At 58.4% G+C, this 16,425-nt stretch carries 11 protein-coding genes; all 11 read right to left on the bottom strand.

The features are described from left to right. Position 1: 1 nt before the first annotated feature. Positions 2–1,420 carry a V-type ATP synthase subunit B gene (locus tag CLOEV_RS06850; protein WP_008711544.1) on the bottom strand — a complete coding sequence of 473 codons (1,419 nt, stop codon included), beginning with the start codon at positions 1,418–1,420 and terminating at the stop codon, positions 2–4. After that, on the bottom strand, positions 1,407–3,206 hold the full coding sequence (locus CLOEV_RS06845) for a V-type ATP synthase subunit A (protein WP_034442697.1): 1,800 nt from the start codon (positions 3,204–3,206) through the stop codon (positions 1,407–1,409). Before CLOEV_RS06845 ends, CLOEV_RS06850 begins: the two co-directional genes overlap by 14 nt. A gap of 23 nt (positions 3,207–3,229) precedes the next feature. Continuing rightward, on the bottom strand, positions 3,230–3,571 hold the full coding sequence (locus CLOEV_RS06840; RefSeq protein WP_008711539.1) for a V-type ATP synthase subunit F: 342 nt from the start codon (positions 3,569–3,571) through the stop codon (positions 3,230–3,232). After that, positions 3,558–4,574: a V-type ATPase subunit gene (locus CLOEV_RS06835; RefSeq protein ID WP_034442694.1), complete on the bottom strand. Its 1,017-nt coding sequence runs from the start codon at positions 4,572–4,574 to the stop codon at positions 3,558–3,560. The genes CLOEV_RS06840 and CLOEV_RS06835 overlap by 14 nt, the downstream gene beginning before the upstream one ends. Positions 4,575–4,590: 16 nt before the next feature. Then, the gene (locus tag CLOEV_RS06830) at positions 4,591–5,175 is read right to left on the bottom strand and encodes a V-type ATP synthase subunit E (protein ID WP_008711535.1); all 585 of its coding nucleotides are present in this window, start codon (positions 5,173–5,175) and stop codon (positions 4,591–4,593) included. 18 nt (positions 5,176–5,193) lie between these two features. Continuing rightward, positions 5,194–5,694, bottom strand: coding sequence for a V-type ATP synthase subunit K (locus CLOEV_RS06825; protein ID WP_008711534.1), 501 nt, complete (start codon positions 5,692–5,694; stop codon positions 5,194–5,196). Between the two features lie 44 nt (positions 5,695–5,738). After that, positions 5,739–7,754, bottom strand: coding sequence for a V-type ATP synthase subunit I (locus CLOEV_RS06820; protein WP_034442691.1), 2,016 nt, complete (start codon positions 7,752–7,754; stop codon positions 5,739–5,741). Beyond that, complete coding sequence (locus CLOEV_RS06815; protein WP_008711530.1) at positions 7,732–8,067, bottom strand: hypothetical protein; 336 nt, start codon at positions 8,065–8,067, stop codon at positions 7,732–7,734. The genes CLOEV_RS06820 and CLOEV_RS06815 overlap by 23 nt, the downstream gene beginning before the upstream one ends. A gap of 427 nt (positions 8,068–8,494) precedes the next feature. Then, positions 8,495–12,064: a UvrD-helicase domain-containing protein gene (locus CLOEV_RS06810; protein ID WP_034442688.1), complete on the bottom strand. Its 3,570-nt coding sequence runs from the start codon at positions 12,062–12,064 to the stop codon at positions 8,495–8,497. Beyond that, positions 12,057–14,930, bottom strand: a complete 2,874-nt coding sequence (locus CLOEV_RS06805; protein WP_034442686.1) for a PD-(D/E)XK nuclease family protein — start codon at positions 14,928–14,930, stop codon at positions 12,057–12,059. The genes CLOEV_RS06810 and CLOEV_RS06805 overlap by 8 nt, the downstream gene beginning before the upstream one ends. 190 nt (positions 14,931–15,120) lie before the next feature. Next, entirely contained in the window at positions 15,121–16,416 is a 1,296-nt protein-coding gene (locus CLOEV_RS06800; RefSeq protein WP_051484937.1) for an HD domain-containing phosphohydrolase, read from the bottom strand. Between the last annotated feature and the right edge of the window lie 9 nt (positions 16,417–16,425).

The following is a 16,425-nucleotide window of genomic DNA, read 5'->3' as shown; positions in this document are numbered from 1 at the left end:
CCTACGGCTTAGCCAGCTGTTCGAGATCCTCTTGTGCGGCGACGAGCGGCTTCAGATACTTCTCTATGTATTCGTCTCTTACGCGCTTGAGTTCGCGCACCGGGACTATCGTCAGCAGCTCCCATCCGAGGAGCAGCGTGTCTTCGATGGTGCGGTTCTCATATTCGCCCTGACGCACGTATTTGTCCTCAAAATCGTCGGCGAACTTCGCGAAGGCCTTGTCCTCGTCGGAGAGCGCGCCTTCGCCGAGGATCACGGCGAGTTCTTTGGCCTCTTTACCGCGCGAGTAGGCGGCGAAGAGCTGGTTCATGAGGTCGGCGTGGTCTTCGCGCGTCTTGCCCTTGCCGATGCCCTTGTCCTTGAGGCGCGAGAGCGATGGCATGACGTCGACCGGCGGGTAGATGCCCTTGCGGTGCAGCGTACGCGCGAGGATGATCTGTCCCTCCGTGATGTATCCCGTCAGGTCGGGGATCGGGTGGGTCTTGTCGTCTTCCGGCATCGTGAGGATCGGTATCTGCGTGATGGAGCCCTTTTTGCCGCGCAGACGTCCGGCGCGCTCGTACATGGTCGCGAGGTCCGTGTAGAGGTATCCGGGATAGCCGCGGCGTCCGGGGACTTCCTTGCGCGCCGCCGAAATCTCTCGCAGAGCTTCGCAGTAGTTCGTAAGGTCGGTGAGGATGACGAGGACGTGCATACCCTTTTCAAAGGCGAGGTATTCCGCGGCGGTCAGCGCGAGGCGCGGCGTGGAGATACGCTCGATCGCGGGGTCGTCGGCGAGGTTGACGTACATGACGGTACGTTCGAGAGCGCCGGTCTTGCGGAAGTCGTCCATGAAGAAGGATGCCTCTTCAAAGGTGATGCCCATCGCGGCAAAGACGACCGCGAAATCCGAGTGTCCGCTGATGACCGTCGCCTGGCGCGCGATCTGCGCCGCCATCTTGTTGTGGGGCATGCCGCTTCCGGAGAAGATAGGCAGCTTCTGTCCGCGTACCAGCGGGTTCATGCCGTCTATCGTCGATATGCCGGTCTGGATGAACTCCGAGGGGAAGTCGCGCGAGAAGGGGTTCATCGGGTTTCCGTTGACGTCAAGGTAGGTCTCGGGGATTATGCCGGGGCCGCCGTCGATGGGGTCTCCGCGTCCGTTGAAGATGCGCCCCAGCATGTCTTTGGAGACCGGGAGCTTGAGGACGTCTCCGAGGAAGCGGACTTCCGTCGAGTTGACGTCTATGCCGCTGCTTCCCTCATATACCTGGACGAGGGCCCTGTCCTGATCTATTTCGAGCACGCGCCCGCGGCGGTGTTCGCCGTCTCCGAGCGTGATCTCCGCAAGCTCGTCATAGCTGACGTCATGCACCTTGTTGACCATCATAAGCGGGCCCGAAAGGTTCGATATCGTCCTGTACTTCTCAGGCAACCTCATCGTGCTCACCTCCAATTGCAAGCTGTTTGCCGAGTTCGGCTTTTATCTTTGTCTCAAGTTCGTCGAGTTTCGCGATGTCCGCCTCTTCCGTGTAGCGCATACGCGCGATCTCGTCACGTATCGGAAGGTCGATGACGGAGCGCAGCGAACCGCCGCGCTTCAGCGCCTGCATTCCCAGCTGATGGAAGGTGAGGATGTTGCGCAGCATCTTGAACTGTTTGTCCATCGAGGCGTAGGTGTCTATCTCATGGAACGAGTTCTGGTGAAGGAAGTCCTCTCGAATCGACTTCGAGGTCTCAAGCACCATGCGTTCCTCTTTTGAAAGGGCGTCGACGCCGACGAGGCGGACGATCTCCTTCAGTTTGTCTTCGTCTTCGAGCAGGGCCATCGCCTCGGTGCGGTAGACGCTCCATTCGCCGTCGTAGAACCCGTCCCAGTATTCGCCGAGCTTCTGCGCGTAGAGCGAGTAGCTGTTGAGCCAGTTGATCGCCGGGAAGTGGCGCTGGTAGGCGAGCTGCGCGTCGAGGCCCCAGAAGACCTTCGTGACGCGGAGGGTGTTCTGCGTTACAGGCTCGGAAAGGTCGCCGCCTGGAGGCGAAACGGCTCCGATGACTGAGACCGCGCCCTCGCGGCCGTCTTTGCCGAAGCAGATCGCGCGGCCGGCCCTTTCGTAGAAGGAGGCGAGGCGCGTGCCGAGGTAGGCGGGGTATCCCTCTTCGCCGGGCATTTCCTCAAGGCGTCCCGACATCTCGCGCAGAGCTTCGGCCCAGCGTGAGGTGGAGTCGGCCATGAGGGCCACGGAGTAGCCCATGTCGCGGAAGTATTCCGCGATCGTGATGCCGGTGTATACGGAGGCTTCACGGGCGGCGACGGGCATGTTCGAGGTGTTCGCGATGAGCAGCGTCCTCTTCATGAGCGGCTGTCCCGAGCGCGGGTCTTCGAGTTCCGGGAATTCGAGAAGGACGTCGGTCATCTCGTTTCCGCGTTCGCCGCAGCCGATGTAGACGACGATCTCTGCGTCGGCCCACTTCGCGAGCTGGTGCTGGATGACCGTCTTCCCCGATCCGAAGGGGCCGGGGACGCAGGCGGTGCCGCCGCGCGCGATCGGGAAGAATGTATCGACGACGCGCTGTCCCGTAGTGAGCGGGACCTCAGGCGGCAGGCGCTTGACGACGGGACGCGGGCTGCGGACGGGCCAGCGCTGGAGCAGCTTGATCTCGTGCTCTTTCCCCTTTTCGTCCACGATGACCGCGACTGTCTCTTCGACGGTGAACTCGCCGCTTTTGATCTCTTTTATCTTTCCGCTGACGCGGTGCGGGACCATTATCCGGTGATCGACGAGCACGGTCTCCTTAACGGAGCCGATAATGTCTCCGGGGCCGACTTCGTCGCCCTCTTTAAGCAGGGGCTCAAAGGGCCACTTGCGGGTCCGGCTTACCGCGGGAACGCTGATCCCTCGTAAAATATAGGGGCTGGCGGCCTTTTCCTCTATCGCTTCGAGGGGACGCTGTATCCCGTCGAAGAATTCCTCTATGAGTCCGGGGGCCAGCTCGACGCTGAGCGGCTCGCCGGTGCTGACGACGGGCTCGCCGGGGGCCAGTCCCGATGTTTCCTCATAGACCTGAACTGACGCCTTGTCGTCTTTTAGTTCGATTATCTCACCAACAAGGCCTGCTTTGCCGACCTTAACGACATCGAACATGCAGGCGCCGGCCATTCCGCCTGCGATCACAAGCGGGCCGGATATCTTTTCGATGTACCCGGTAACGGCGTTGGGTGTGGTCAATTACATCGCCTCCATCATTATCATCATTTCTCACCAAATATATCCATGCCGACCGCGCGTTCGACGTTGCGGCGTATCGATTCAAGCCCTATACCCTGCGAGCCTTTCTGGTTTGGCACGGGTATAATGCTAAGGTCCGTATATTCGTTTATCTCATCCACGGTATCCCGGTACTTCACGAAGAGCTCCTCTTCGAGGAAGAGCACGGCATAGCCTGAACGCGAAAATTTATGAAGGACGGGGGCTATGCCCTCGCTGTTCTCCTCCGTGAGAACGACCACGTCCAGGCCGATAGCCTTGAAGGGCAGTATGCTCTCATAGCTGCCGACGGCGGCCATTGGCGCCCTCTGTTTAGACGTAGGCATGGCGCAGGAGCCTCCTTACCTGATCTTTGTCCTGCCTGTTGGCCTTTGAGACAGCGATCATCCGAATATTTTTTACTTCAAGCTCCTTCGCCCACAGATAGGCAATCACATTGCCCGGTGCGTCGGGGCTGTATTTGCTCTTTGCCGCGATCTCGAGGTAGAAGTCGTCGAGCTCCCTCTCGATGTCCATTATTATCTCGGCAAAGCCCGCCGCGCTGTCGACCCGGCCAAGCAGCGGCGAAAAATCGGTGAAATCGATCATCCTGCCCCATGTTTCAAAGGGCTCGGAGATCATCGGAACAAGGATGTTCAGATCGATCTTCCCGCCTTCGTGCATGAAGGCAGCCGCGCGCGCGGCCTCGAAGCCGAACCTTTTGAGCCGCAGCAGCGAGCGGATGTTTTCTCCGTCGATCCTCGTGCGTACCCAGCCAAGTATCTCCGGCATACCCAGCGCCTGAGCCTCTTTCAGCATTACGTCGAACATCTGGCGGTCAAGCAGCCTCTCCGTCTCAAGCACATCTTTGCTCTGTTCCCAGACAGAGATGCATTTTGGATAGAGGGTGTTGAGGCCGAAGGGCAGAAGCTGATATTCCTCAGCCTCCGCGTCTGAAATGAGCCTGTCGACGGGATAGGAGGCCAGAGAGGTGAGAAGGTCCCATCTCTTTTTGCCGCCGCTCCTGGCGTTGAAGAGGCTCTTCAGCATCACCTTGACGTTGCTGAAGTCATACTGCAGGCGAAGCAGGTTTATCAGTTCCTTGTCTGGAACAAAGGAGCCGATCTCCTCATAGGTATCGTGAAGGGCGGTTTCAAGTACCTTGTCAAAACCGCTCTCGCCGGAGACTGATGTCAGCACAGACGCGTAGGATGTCTCCCCAAGGATCTTGAGGACGGAGGCCGTGTCTTCGGCATCCAGCAGCCTTGCGAAGGCCGCGGCATCAAGAAGGCGCTGCTCCATAGCGCGAATGCGCGCTACGGCGTAACCATAAGCCTCCTTACGTGACATCAGACCACCTCCTTCATCATTCTGACGGGAACAAACGCTTTACAACGTCGGCTTCCTGTTTTTCCTGTAGGACTTTTACGAGCATATCCCATGAGCAGTCTATGCTGGTGCGGCCCCTTAAGAGGATGAAGCCGCCGGCGATATCGGCTTTTTCCTCGGAAAGCTCAAGGGTTGAGCCATGTTCGCAATTGTAGGAGGCCAGCCATTCGCCGTCGATGTATTTTTCGCCGCGGCCGACGAGGACCTTCTCGTCGCGCGTACTGACGGCTTCGTCAAGGAGGCGGGCGCAGAATCCGAGATATTCGTCCTTCGGGAGCTCGGCCATCTTAACGAGAGCCTGGCGGTAGACGTCCGCGATAAGGTCCCTCTTGGCGCGCAGCTTCATCTTTTCAACGTCAAGATTGGCCCCGATCTCCCTGCGCTTTATTATCTCAGGATGCTCAGCTTCAAAACGGGCGTCAAAGTCGGCCCTTATTTCATCACATTCCTGTCCTGACTTTTGGGTGATGACTTCAGCCTGTCCCTTAGCCTTTGAGAGGATCTCATCGGCCTCTTTCTGAGCGTCGTTTTTTATCTTTTCCGTAATCTGGGCTAAAGACATGAGTCCACGTCTTCTCTATTAAAGCTTGATCCCGTTGAGCAGCAGGATGCTGATAAGGAGTCCGAAAACGGCGTAGGTTTCGCACATGGCCGGGAGGATAACGGCCTTACCGATCTGCTCGGGACGTTTGGCGATCATGAGGATCGAAGCCGCGGAGGACTTGCCCTGCCATATGGCGGAATAGAAGCCCGATATCGCGATCGGAAGGCACGCGAAGCAGATGCCGAGCCCCTGCCATACGGTGATGGCCGCGCCGCCGGCGCCGAGAAGCCCTGATTTCTGCATCGCGAGGACTGCAACAAGCAGGCCGTAGATGCCCTGCGTGCCGGGGAGCGCGAGAAGGACGAGCGCGTATCCGAATTTCTTCGGATCTTCCGTCATTATGCCGGCCGCCGCTTCATTTGCGAGGCCGATGCCCCAAGCGGAGCCCGAACCGGCGAAGCCGACGGCGAGAGCCGCCCCCAGTATAACGAGCATCTGTCCAAGCTGATCAGCCATTGTTGCGAGAATTGTTTCCATAATGAACCTTACCTCCTTGAAAGATTAGTAGCTTTTTATTGTGTTTAGTTTACGGAAGAATCTTCCTGGATCCGTGAATATTGAGCCGCGTTGCGAAGCGGCGTGAAATCTCTTCCCGTGGCGTTATAGAACTTGCCAAAGAACTCAACGTACTGGAGCCTCAGCGAGTGTATAAAAGCTCCGAGAAGGTTTACCACGATGCTGAATGTGTGTCCGACTACGAAAATCAGCACCGCGAGCACTATTCCCACGTACGGTACGCCGGCGACGAGCCCGGCCAGAAGGTTGATGACCATCCCGACAGCCGCGGAGCCGAGGCCGAGCGCGAGCAGACGGCTGTAGCTCAGCACGTCGCCGAGAAAACCGGTGACGTTGTAGAGGCTCAGGACGCCTGAGAAAAGCTTGGATGCCAGCCCCTTCTTCTCACGGCCCTGCGTGAGCACGAGCAGAAGCGCGCCGCCGATCGCGGCGATCTTTCCTGGCAGGAGCCATACGGGAGCAAGCGAGCCGGAAACGGCACAGCCGTAGAGCACGAGGCCGCAGAGGAAGATGATCCAGCCGCCCTGGTCTGAAACGGCAGCCAGTTTATCTCCGGACTTCCAGTTCTCACTGAAAGCTATCGCAAGGCCGAACAGTACCTGAATGAACCCCAGCGCGAGCGATATCATGAGCAGCGTCATCGGGTCCCGCATCGGATCGAGCACCTGCACGCTCTGCACCAGCGGAACGAGCGAGCCGAGGAAGGGAAACGCCGTGACGGCGTCGCCGAACCAGGAGCCGGTGAGCGCTCCCATGACGACGGACATCCCCATGCCGACCGTCATCATCACGAAGAACTTGCGAAGCGTCGGCGACAGGCGGTGCTTGACGAGGAAATAACCGAGTATACCGGCAACAACGAGGCCGTAGCCGCCGTCGCCGAAGCACATGCCGAGGAACACGAAGAAAAAGGGAGCCATCAGCGAGGTGGGGTCCACCTTGCCGTAGGTCGGCGTGCCGTACATTATCGTAAGCGGCTCGATGCAGGAGGCCCACGGCGCGTTTTTCAGCAGCGTCGGCGGCTCCTCGCCCTCATCCGGTTCGACGGCGGCAAGCTCCGTATAGGCGGAATATGCGTCCACCGTATACTCGACCTTTTTCATAAACGACTTAGGCGTCCAGAACTCCCATATGAGCACCTCTTCCGTCGGTTCTCCGGTCTCCATGGCCTCAAGCCGGTTGTGGAGGATCGTCCAGTAGTCGCCGTAGTTGCGCGCCATGCGGAGCCCTTCGTCGGCGGAGCTTGAAAGCTCCCCGATAAGCTCCTCTTCCTTCTTCTCAAGGCCGGATATCTCCGAAGAGAGAGTCTCTTTTTCCGCGGCCGCCGTCAGCGCGAAGTCCTTGGGCACATCGATGCGGGCGGCGCCGAATCCGGCGGCCGTATCCTGCAGACGTTCCAATTCGCTCTTACGGCAGAGCACAGCGAAAGTCTCGTTCGGGTCCTTTTCGCTCCCCGCAAGCCGCTGCATTTCGACCATATCTCCGAGCTCTTTCACAATACGCTCGGCCATGGCCTGCGCCGCAGCCTTCGGAGCCGAATAGATGGCGCCCGCGACCAAATCGGTGCCCGTGGTGAAGAATTCAAGCGGGTATTCGACGCTTTCAAGCAGCGTTATCTGGGAAAGCAGCCCCTTCAGACGCGATATATCGGCTCTGGTCTCGGTAAGACGACGCTCGATATCCCTCATCGAAGAGGTAAACTCCGTAAATTTCTTTTCGTTGACCTGCGCGGCAAGCTGATCAAAGGTGAATGTCGGGACCTCCCCGAGCATCTTTGCCAGTGAGCTCTCTTTTTTCACCTCGTAGGGTTCCAGCAGGCGCTGAAGGAATTTAGCGTCGCCGATAAGCTCGTCGACGCGGCGCCGCTTCTCGCGGATCCTGAACATCGCCTCGCTGTGCCCGGCTTCGCCCTCTTTGCTTACAAATTCGCAGCAGCCGAGCGCCTGCAGCTTTGCCGCCAGTTCGTCCGCGACAGCCCTATGAACAGCTATGCGCGCTTTACACATCTCGGCGAGAGCCATAAGCCGACATCACCTCTCTAACCAGCCAATTTGCAACTTCGTCTGTTTCGTTTTTCTTCTTCTCGTAGAATACTTTGGCTTCGGCCTCGCCGTTCGCGGTTATTTTCCGTGCTTTGGCCTCAGCCTCTTGCTCCGCGGCGGCGACTCGTTCCCGCCATTGTCTGTGGCACTGCTGTTTTGTGCTTTTGACAGACTGTTCCGCGTCCGCTTGAGCCGCGGCGACCATCTTCGCCGCCTCGCTTTTGGCGTTTGAAACAATACTCTTCGCAAGAGCCTCCTGATCTCTGATCTCCTGTGCCAAATTCTCTGCCAATAAGATCACCTCCCCTCCATAATCATAGGGTCACCCATATTACACCGTATGATTTTAACCGCATCTCTAAATTGCGTCAATTTTCACACATTACTATAAAATATCCCTAAACTTTCCTTAGACCGGATTTTTATTATTTTTAAGAGCCTTTTTACTGAAAAGAGTATGTAAAGATAAACAACTGTTAAAGTTCAACAAGGACGCTATTTTATACGCCTAATAACGGAACGTGCCTTACATTTTTTATAAAAGCTGACGAAATTTCGACTTTTATTATCCGAATACTTTTTACAAGTCAACGGCTATCTCTATTCCGCAGAAAACAGGTCAGAAAAAAGAGGCCGGGCTGAACTTGCCGGCCTCCTTGTTTACAGCAATCTGTGAGTTTCTTAATTTTTGTGTCGCTGCACAAAGATGATAAAAATACCTATCGCCCCGCGCACTCGCCGCGCCATGGGCAGACCGCGCACCTATCCTCTCTGCCGTTAAACGTTCCGGAGAGCGCGGCGACAGCCGCCGCCTCTATCGAGTCGCCGACCGCCGCGATATCGTCGGGACGATATATACGCACAGCTCTGCCTTCCTCCGGTGAGCGCAGGTATATGACGGCGGAGTCGATGGGAACGGCGCCGCCGCGCGGTTCAAAGAATTTGTGCAGGGCGTAGGCATAGAACTCAAGCTGACGCTCGTAGTAGTAAGAGGGAGCGTATTCCTCGGGCGAGCTTTTCCAGTCGCGCAGGTGGAGCCCGGAGGCGTCGCGCCAGAAAAGGTCCGTCGCGCCGATAAGGACGGTTCCCCGGTCTGGCACGCGGAAGGGCGTCTCACGAAAGAGCCGGGCCGCGCCCTCATCAGACGCAAGTTCCGCGAAACGGGAACATTCCCCGCTTTTCGCATATTCGAGCAGAAGTTCGCGTATCTCGCGGCGTTTGGCGTTGGAGGCGAATTCTTCTCTGAGCTCGACCGGCACGCGGCTCATCAGCGATTCGTACAGCTCTCCCCCACGATTGAATGGCAGCCAGCGGGGCAGGCTCTCGGCGCGAAAATCCCAACGCGCCAGGAGCCAGTGCGTCAAAGAGCCGAAATCGGAACCGCCGCCCTCTCCGCCCTTTACCGTCCATCTCAGAGTCCTGCCCTGGCGGTATACGGTACGGTAGGAGGCCGGACACCACGAGATAAGCGCGTAGGCCGAAGCCGAGATACGGGCCAGCTTTGCGGGGCTGACGGTTTTAAGCTCAAGTTCGCGCGCGGGGCTTTTGCCGCGGTACCCTGCGTATTTAGCGGCAGGCTCCGCGTCCTCCGTCACGTTGATGGCGTTTTCAAAGGTCCCTTCTTTGATTATGCGGCTTAGGAAGGTCGTTCTTTCCGTTTTTGGGTCTTTAGGCTCCTTATATGTGGAGCAGACTATGAGCTTGTCTTTCGCGCGCGTGAATCCAACGTACCACAGGCGCTCGCGTTCTTCGGCCTCGGCCGCCTTTTCTTCTCTTAGCTCCCAGCCGGCGGCGACGGTTTTTCCGCCTGATGTGCCGCCGTCGAGGATAAAGGCGGGGATATCCTTCGCCGTGATGCCATATTTTTTTGAGACTAGGATCTTGCCGCCCTCCGTCTTGTTTTTATCAGCGTATTTAAGGGCGACGACGGGAAATTCCAGCCCCTTCGAGGCGTGGATCGTCATTACGCGAATGGCGTCAGTGTCTTCGTCGGCGTAATCCGGCTCTTCCTTAGCCCCCTGCGACGCGGCCTCGGAGAGCAGGTATTCGGCGCATCCCTTTAAAGATTTGCCCTGCGATTTTTCATATTCCTCGGCAAGCTGGGCGAGATGTATGATATTGGCGTTGACGCGCCGCCGGCGCAGGCCGCTGTAATTTTCAAGGAAATAGGGCTCTTTCAGCACTTCGAGTATCACGGAGGAGGCACCGGCCAGCAGCGCCCTGCGGCGAAGCGCGTCCAGCCGCGTCCATAACTGCGGACGTTCGCCGCGCACGACCTGTGCCAGAGGCAATTGGCCGCCGCCGCGGGAGAGCGCGGCCGCCAGCAGCCATTCCGTCTCTTCCTGGGGAACACCGCTGAAGGGCGAGGCGAGCCAGCCGCCGAGGTACAGTGCGTTTTCCGGCTCCGCCAGCAGCGAGACGAGATTTATCATGTCTCCGGTCTCCCCGCGCGCGAAGTAGCTTTTATTTGTCGAAAGGATATAGGGCAGGCCGAGGCGGTCAAAGGCTTTCTCGATGGCCGCGTATTCGCCGCGCGCCGGCACGAGCACCGCGAAGTCTCCCCAGGAGGCTGGGCGGTAATCTTTTTTGCCCTTGTCCCATACTGGGGTTTTCTCCTCTACCATGCGCGCTATCTTGCACCCTAATTTACCGTAAAGACGCAGGCGCAGTTCCGCTTCCTTGGCGCCGCCGCCGTTTTCCCCGTACGGGGCGACGGCGCGCAGCAGTTCAAACTGAGGTTTTTGCGCCGCCGTGCCGCGCCGCGCCGCCTCTTCGCCGTCCGGCGGCAGCAGCGCCTCGTATAGAATAGAAGAATCGCCGGCGCCCCAGAGAGCGCCGAAGACGTCGTTGAACCTTTCCAGCAGCCCGCCGTCGGTGCGGAAGTTCCGGTCGAGTGATATATATTTGCAGTATTCCTCCGCGCCGCCGCGGCAGCGCTCTATGTAATCGCGGAAGAGGGTAAGGTCCGCATGGCGGAAACGGTAGATGGACTGTTTCTGGTCGCCTACCACGAAGAGCGTGTTGTGAAAATCCCCCTCCTCGCCCGGCGGCGCCCACAGCGATTCTATGAGCGTGTTTTGCAGCGGGTCGGTATCCTGGAATTCGTCTACCATGATATGTTTGAATTTACGCTTATATTCCGCCGAGGAGCGCAGCACCGCCGAGGCGTGATAGATGAGGTCGGCGAGAGAGAGCGTGTTTTCCCTGCGCCGGAATTCGTCCCAACAGGCCCAGCCGACGGCGCAGATACGGCGCAGCAGCGAATTGATTTTTTCCTCTTCCTCTGTCGGCGGGAGCGAAAGCGCCATCAGCTCGATCTTCTCGTTCCGCCATTCCGTCACGTTCACGCCCAGCGCCTCGTTGATAGCCTCTTTTATTTTTCCGCCCGGTATCGGCGAAAGCACGTTTTCAAAGAGGTCTCTGACAAATTCTTCATACACCTCCGCGTCCTCCGCGCCGCGCTCACGCCATCTTCCGATAAATGGTTCAAGGCGTTCCCTGCTCTTTGTGGGCTTTTTCTTCAAGTCGGTAAAGTCCGGGGACGAAAGCACGGCGGGAATGACGTCGCGCGTCCACAGCGTATAGATATCCTTTTTAAGGTCCCTCAGCGAGTCCACCGAGGCCAGCAGCGCCGCGCCGTTGTCACACCAGAGCGTATCGGCGCTCTGGCCCGCGCAGTATAGCTTCTCGGCGCAGCTCCTCACCGCTTCCGCGAGCTCCTTCGGGCCGAAATTATTGAGCGTATCCATAAACAGGGGCTCAAGCATGAGTTCCTCCGCGCGCCGCCGCCAGAGGGGGGGCAGCGCCGCCATGATGCGCCCTCTGGAAGCGGAAGAGAGCATCGACTCGAATTCGCGCCACCAGATGTCGGCCTTGGGCGCGGGCATGATCGAAGCTGTGGGGTCGATGTCAAGCACAAGCCCCGACTCGCGTATCAGCTTCATGGAGAATGAGTGTATCGTTGAAATATAAGCCTCTTCGATATTATCGATCCTGCCCTTCAGGTGCGCCAATTCCTGCGGGCATTGTTTATACCAAGCGGCGAGCGTGTCCCTGATCCGTTCGCGCATCTCGCGCGCCGCCTTTTTCGTAAAAGTAAGCACCAGTATCTGGTCGACGCCGCAATCCGGGTCCGAGGCCAGTAGCCAGGCGAAGCGCTGGGCCAGCGTCTGGGTCTTTCCCGTACCGGCTCCGGCGCTGACCACCGTGAGAGGCTTGCCGCTCGTGAGCGCCTCGACCTGCGCCTCCGTTCCGTTGACAAGCGAATGCCACCGCGGGGCTTCATTCATCGCTTCCATCCTCCTCGTCCTCGACGGCAGAGTATCCCTGATTCTCGCGCTTACGGCAGAGCACGTAAAAGGCGCAGTTTATACACTTTGGGTCTTTAACGTCATATTTTGGTCTGTATATCCCGTTTTTGACAGAGGCCGCCATTGCGGCCATTGCCTCCAGCGCCTCGTCCAGCTTTTCGCCGAGAGTCGTTTTGCTCCTTTTTGTCGCCGCCGTCCCGTAAATGCCAAAATAGGGATCACAGAAATAACCGCTCACTGAGCAGTCGGCATGGCCAAACCACGCCACGCCGCCGACATCCTCTCCCGCGGCTCTCAAGATCGCGCCATAGGCCGGCACCTGCAGTTCCTTATCGTGATTCTCGCTCCTGCCGAGCTTATAGTCGATAACGACGCATCCGTCCCGGTAGCGGTCTATCCTGTCCGCCTGCCCGCTGAAAACGACGCCGTCCACCTCAAAGACGTCAAGCGAATTTTCCGTGACCAGCGAAAGCCGCGCTTCGGGGGGGATACGCGCCTCGATGTCGTCCTGCATGGCCGCCATCTCGAATATCTGCCGCATGAGCCTTTTTTCATGACGCGCGAGGCGGGGATCGGCGTCAAGCGCCGGGTAGCGCTCGTCTTTGAAACGCCACCAGTTTTCCATCACATATCGTTGGATCGATAGCTGCGGCTCGGCGGATTTCGCGCGCAGAGACTCTTCCCATACATAGTGAGTGAGCGTGCCGGCGGTTCTCGGGTCGTAAAGCTCGCTCCGCGGTTTGTCAAATCTGAGGCTGCGCCGGCACCAGTAAAGATAGGGGCAGGCAAGCCACGTATCGATATCGCTGATGCGGACGACCGGCTTCTCAGCCGCCTCTCCGCGCCCTTCCGGTATCTTGTGCTGCTTCCCGGAGCTGACCGGGGTACAGATGACTTCCGCGCTGGGGAACCAAGGCTCGCCGCCGTCAGGAAGGCTTTCCTCCAGCGGATAGCGGAGCTCTCCCACGCTGCGCCAACACCTTCTCGCCTCTTTTTCGGCAAAGATGGAGGTAACGAACTGCGACTCCCCCACCGGGTCTTTACTGCTGTCAGTCAGGGAACGCGCGATCACCACTCCGTCCCTGCCCGTCGCGAGCAGACGGCGGAACACCGCCTCCTTCTGCTCGCGCTCCTCGCGCAGCTCCGGCAGGTGGGGACGTTCCCCGCCCTCGCCGGAACCGGCGTTGAACTTGACCTTATTCTCGTTGCGCAGCAGCAGCGACTCGCGCAGCATACCGGGCCAGCTGTTGTAGTCTATGTCGGTCATCAGCCAGAAACGGTGCGAGGTGAGGATCGGCGGCATCCCCGCGTAGAGAGTCAAAGAATGGCTCTGAGGGAGCTGTATCGGCAGCGTGGCCGTCTCCCCCCAGTCGCTGACGAAAGCCACGGCCTCCGCGCCTCGCAGAGCCGCCCCCGAGGCTGGGCCGATGTGCTTGGCGTCGTCGCTGAGGATTTTGATCTTCTTTTCCAGCTCAAAGAGCGCGTGCGAAATATTCCTCACCATCTCGTCAAGCGAGGCTTCCCCGCCGGCGGTGCGCGCCGCCCGTTCCACGACGCCGGCCTTTTTCAGAAAATCGCGCCAGAACGCGAGGATCTCAACCGGAGTTCCGCCCCTTTCAAAGGAGCGGCACAGCTCCCGAAGGTCGGCAAACCGCCCCCTCGCGCGCGGCGCGAGGGCTCTGCGCCACGCCTCATACCCTTCGGGGAAAGAATCGGCCTTATAGAGCTCCGCGCCTTCCTCCCCGCAGTCAAAGAGCAGCGGATCGGCAAGCAGGATCGAAGTATTGTAATAGTCCCAGTTCGAGCTCCACGCGCGCCAGATCATCGCCGGCAGCTCGCCGGCCGGCGTTTCGCGCACCGTGCCACGCACCCGGACGTTATAAGGTATCTTGTAGCGCGAAAGCGCGTATTCCATCACCGGCAGCCTATCGGGGAGCGTCAGAAGCCCCACGTCGCCGTAATCGTCCAAAGCTCCGAGGGCGGTCAAGCCGCCCTCTCCGTTTATCCACAGCGCGACGTCGCGCGCCAGCATCTCAAGCTCCAGGTGCGCGTTGCTCGCCTCCAGCCTGACGACGGGAATGTCCCATTCGGGGCGTTCCTTATACTCCGTTTCCAGCTGTTTGATGCCGTCGTGAAAATCGTCAAGCCCCGTCTCCGGCTGAAGCATCAGCACCTCCGCCGCGTCGGACAGCGCGCGCGCGAGCTTCAGCTGCGCGCCGGTAAAGGAGAGAAAACCGGCGAGGACGATCTTCTTATCTTTAATGAAATCGAGCGCGCGCGCCGAATCAATCGCCTTCCGCGCCAGCGTAGGCAGCTGCGCCGCGTCGGCGAGGCCGTACTCTTCGAGGTAATCCGTATATCTTTCGTAGAGAGAGATGAGGATAGACTCCGGCAGCGCCGGGTCAGCTTCCCCCTCTTCAAACAGCGCCGCCGAAAGCTTGCCGCTTGAGACCTCCTCCGCGAGCAGGTCCTTGATATTATCGCCAAGCACCGAAACAAAGCCCTTATGGTAAACGCCCGGTGCAAGCTTCACGCCAAGTTCCCCCATTTCCGCGAGGAAACCGTCGAGCAGCCAGCGCAGGATCAGATTATGGTCTGGCGGGTCGATGACGCGCAGCCGTGAAGCGGAAGAGCGCGTAAGCTCCTTATACAGATCGCCCACGGTCCACACCAGCGGCCTCTCGCCAAAATATGGCGTGCCGCCGCAGATCAGATCCAGCAGCGCGTCCTTATCAAGCCCGGCGGGAACGATAAAAACGGCATTTTCGCCGTATTCGTCGTAAATGCCCCGCAAACGGTCACGTTTCTCGGCGATGTTGTAGTAGGTTTCGACTGTTAGAGGCATATAACTGACATCTCCCCGCAAGAAAATTTTCGCGCGCTTCATAATATAATATCGCAATGGAGGCTCTTCGCGCTCGCTTTATATTGAAATTGACGCGTTTGCCCCAGTTTAGTATCAGCCGGCAAATTTTTCATATATCTTATGGCGTAATTATGCAATTCCGCGGAGCATCGCGGAGGGACGGCCCAGCTCAGGAGCGATTGAAGGAGAATCCTGAACTGACGCGGGTATTTGCGGAACCGGCCTCATGTGTTCCTATACGCCGCGCGTATTCGGCTTTCAGCGCCTCGTAGCGGCAGATGATATCTGACGATCTGGCGGCGCCGGCTTCGATCATTTCGTCGTATTTTTCCGTCATCACGGACACGACCATACTGTCCAACTGGCCGTTGCCCGCCATTTCGCCCACGATTTTCAGGACGTCAGATTTCGGCATCTTTTCGCGGTAGGAACGGCGGCTGTAGAGAGCACTGGCAATATCGGCGCCCGCCATGATGCGCTGCGGCAGAGTCAGCTCCGCGGCGGTAAGTTTGTCTGGGTAGCCGGAGCCGTTCAGCTTTTCGTGGTGACGCGCGGCGATCTCCAACACTTCGCCGTCTACGTGACTCTCGATGATCTGCCTGGTGTAGATGGCGTGCCTGCGCATCTCCGTCATCTCCTCGCGCGTCAGTCCGCCGGGTTTCTCGAGTATCGCCACCGGTACCTTTATCTTGCCGATGTCGTGCAGCAGCCCCGCGTAGTAAAGTTTTTTGCAGTCGTCCCCGCGGAGCCCCAGTACCTCGCCCAGCATCGCGGCGTAGTTCGCCGTCTGTATCGTGTGCAGCACAGTCTGTTCGCTGCGGAAATCTATCGAGAAGACCAGCGTCTGTACAAGGTCCATAAGCTCGTCCTCAAGGAAGGCAAGCGCGCGGTAACACCCTTTTATATCCTCCTCATAACCTCCGCCGCGAATATTATCCATAATGTGGAATCTTTCGTCGGCCTCTTTGAACAGTTCGATGTCCGCCGGGTCGAACTGCTCCCCGGCCAGATTTGCCACACTTTCAGCCACACTCCGATCGGAGGCGTCACAGAGCGCGCAGATATCGACTCTGTCCGCGAGGTGCAGTTTGAGGGCGAGGTTCAGGTATTTGGAGCGGCAGCTTCCCCGTTCGGCGTAGGCAATATGGTGGTAGAGGACCGCCTCGGCGTTCTCTCCAAGGCAGGAGAGGTATTTGAGAAACAGATACCCATATATCGAATGCGGAAGCGTCTCTGTGGTTTCAAACTTCTGCAGGTTGGCGATCTCCTCTGTCTTGTTCGCGCCGACGTCATGAAAGATGCCGAGGAAGAGTATATTTTTCATCTCCTCCCTGTCGAGGCCGCCGTGCAGGGTCAGCATGGATTTAAGTATGTAGGCGGTGCGGATGCCGTGGTCGATGAGTTTATCATTGATCAGCGACAATACATCTTTTGTTATGCTGAAAGCTGAATCATTTACAAACATGGCGACCCT

The organism is Cloacibacillus evryensis DSM 19522 (assembly GCF_000585335.1).
GTDB lineage: Bacteria > Synergistota > Synergistia > Synergistales > Synergistaceae > Cloacibacillus > Cloacibacillus evryensis.
This window is presented reverse-complemented; position numbering and strand designations above follow the sequence as displayed.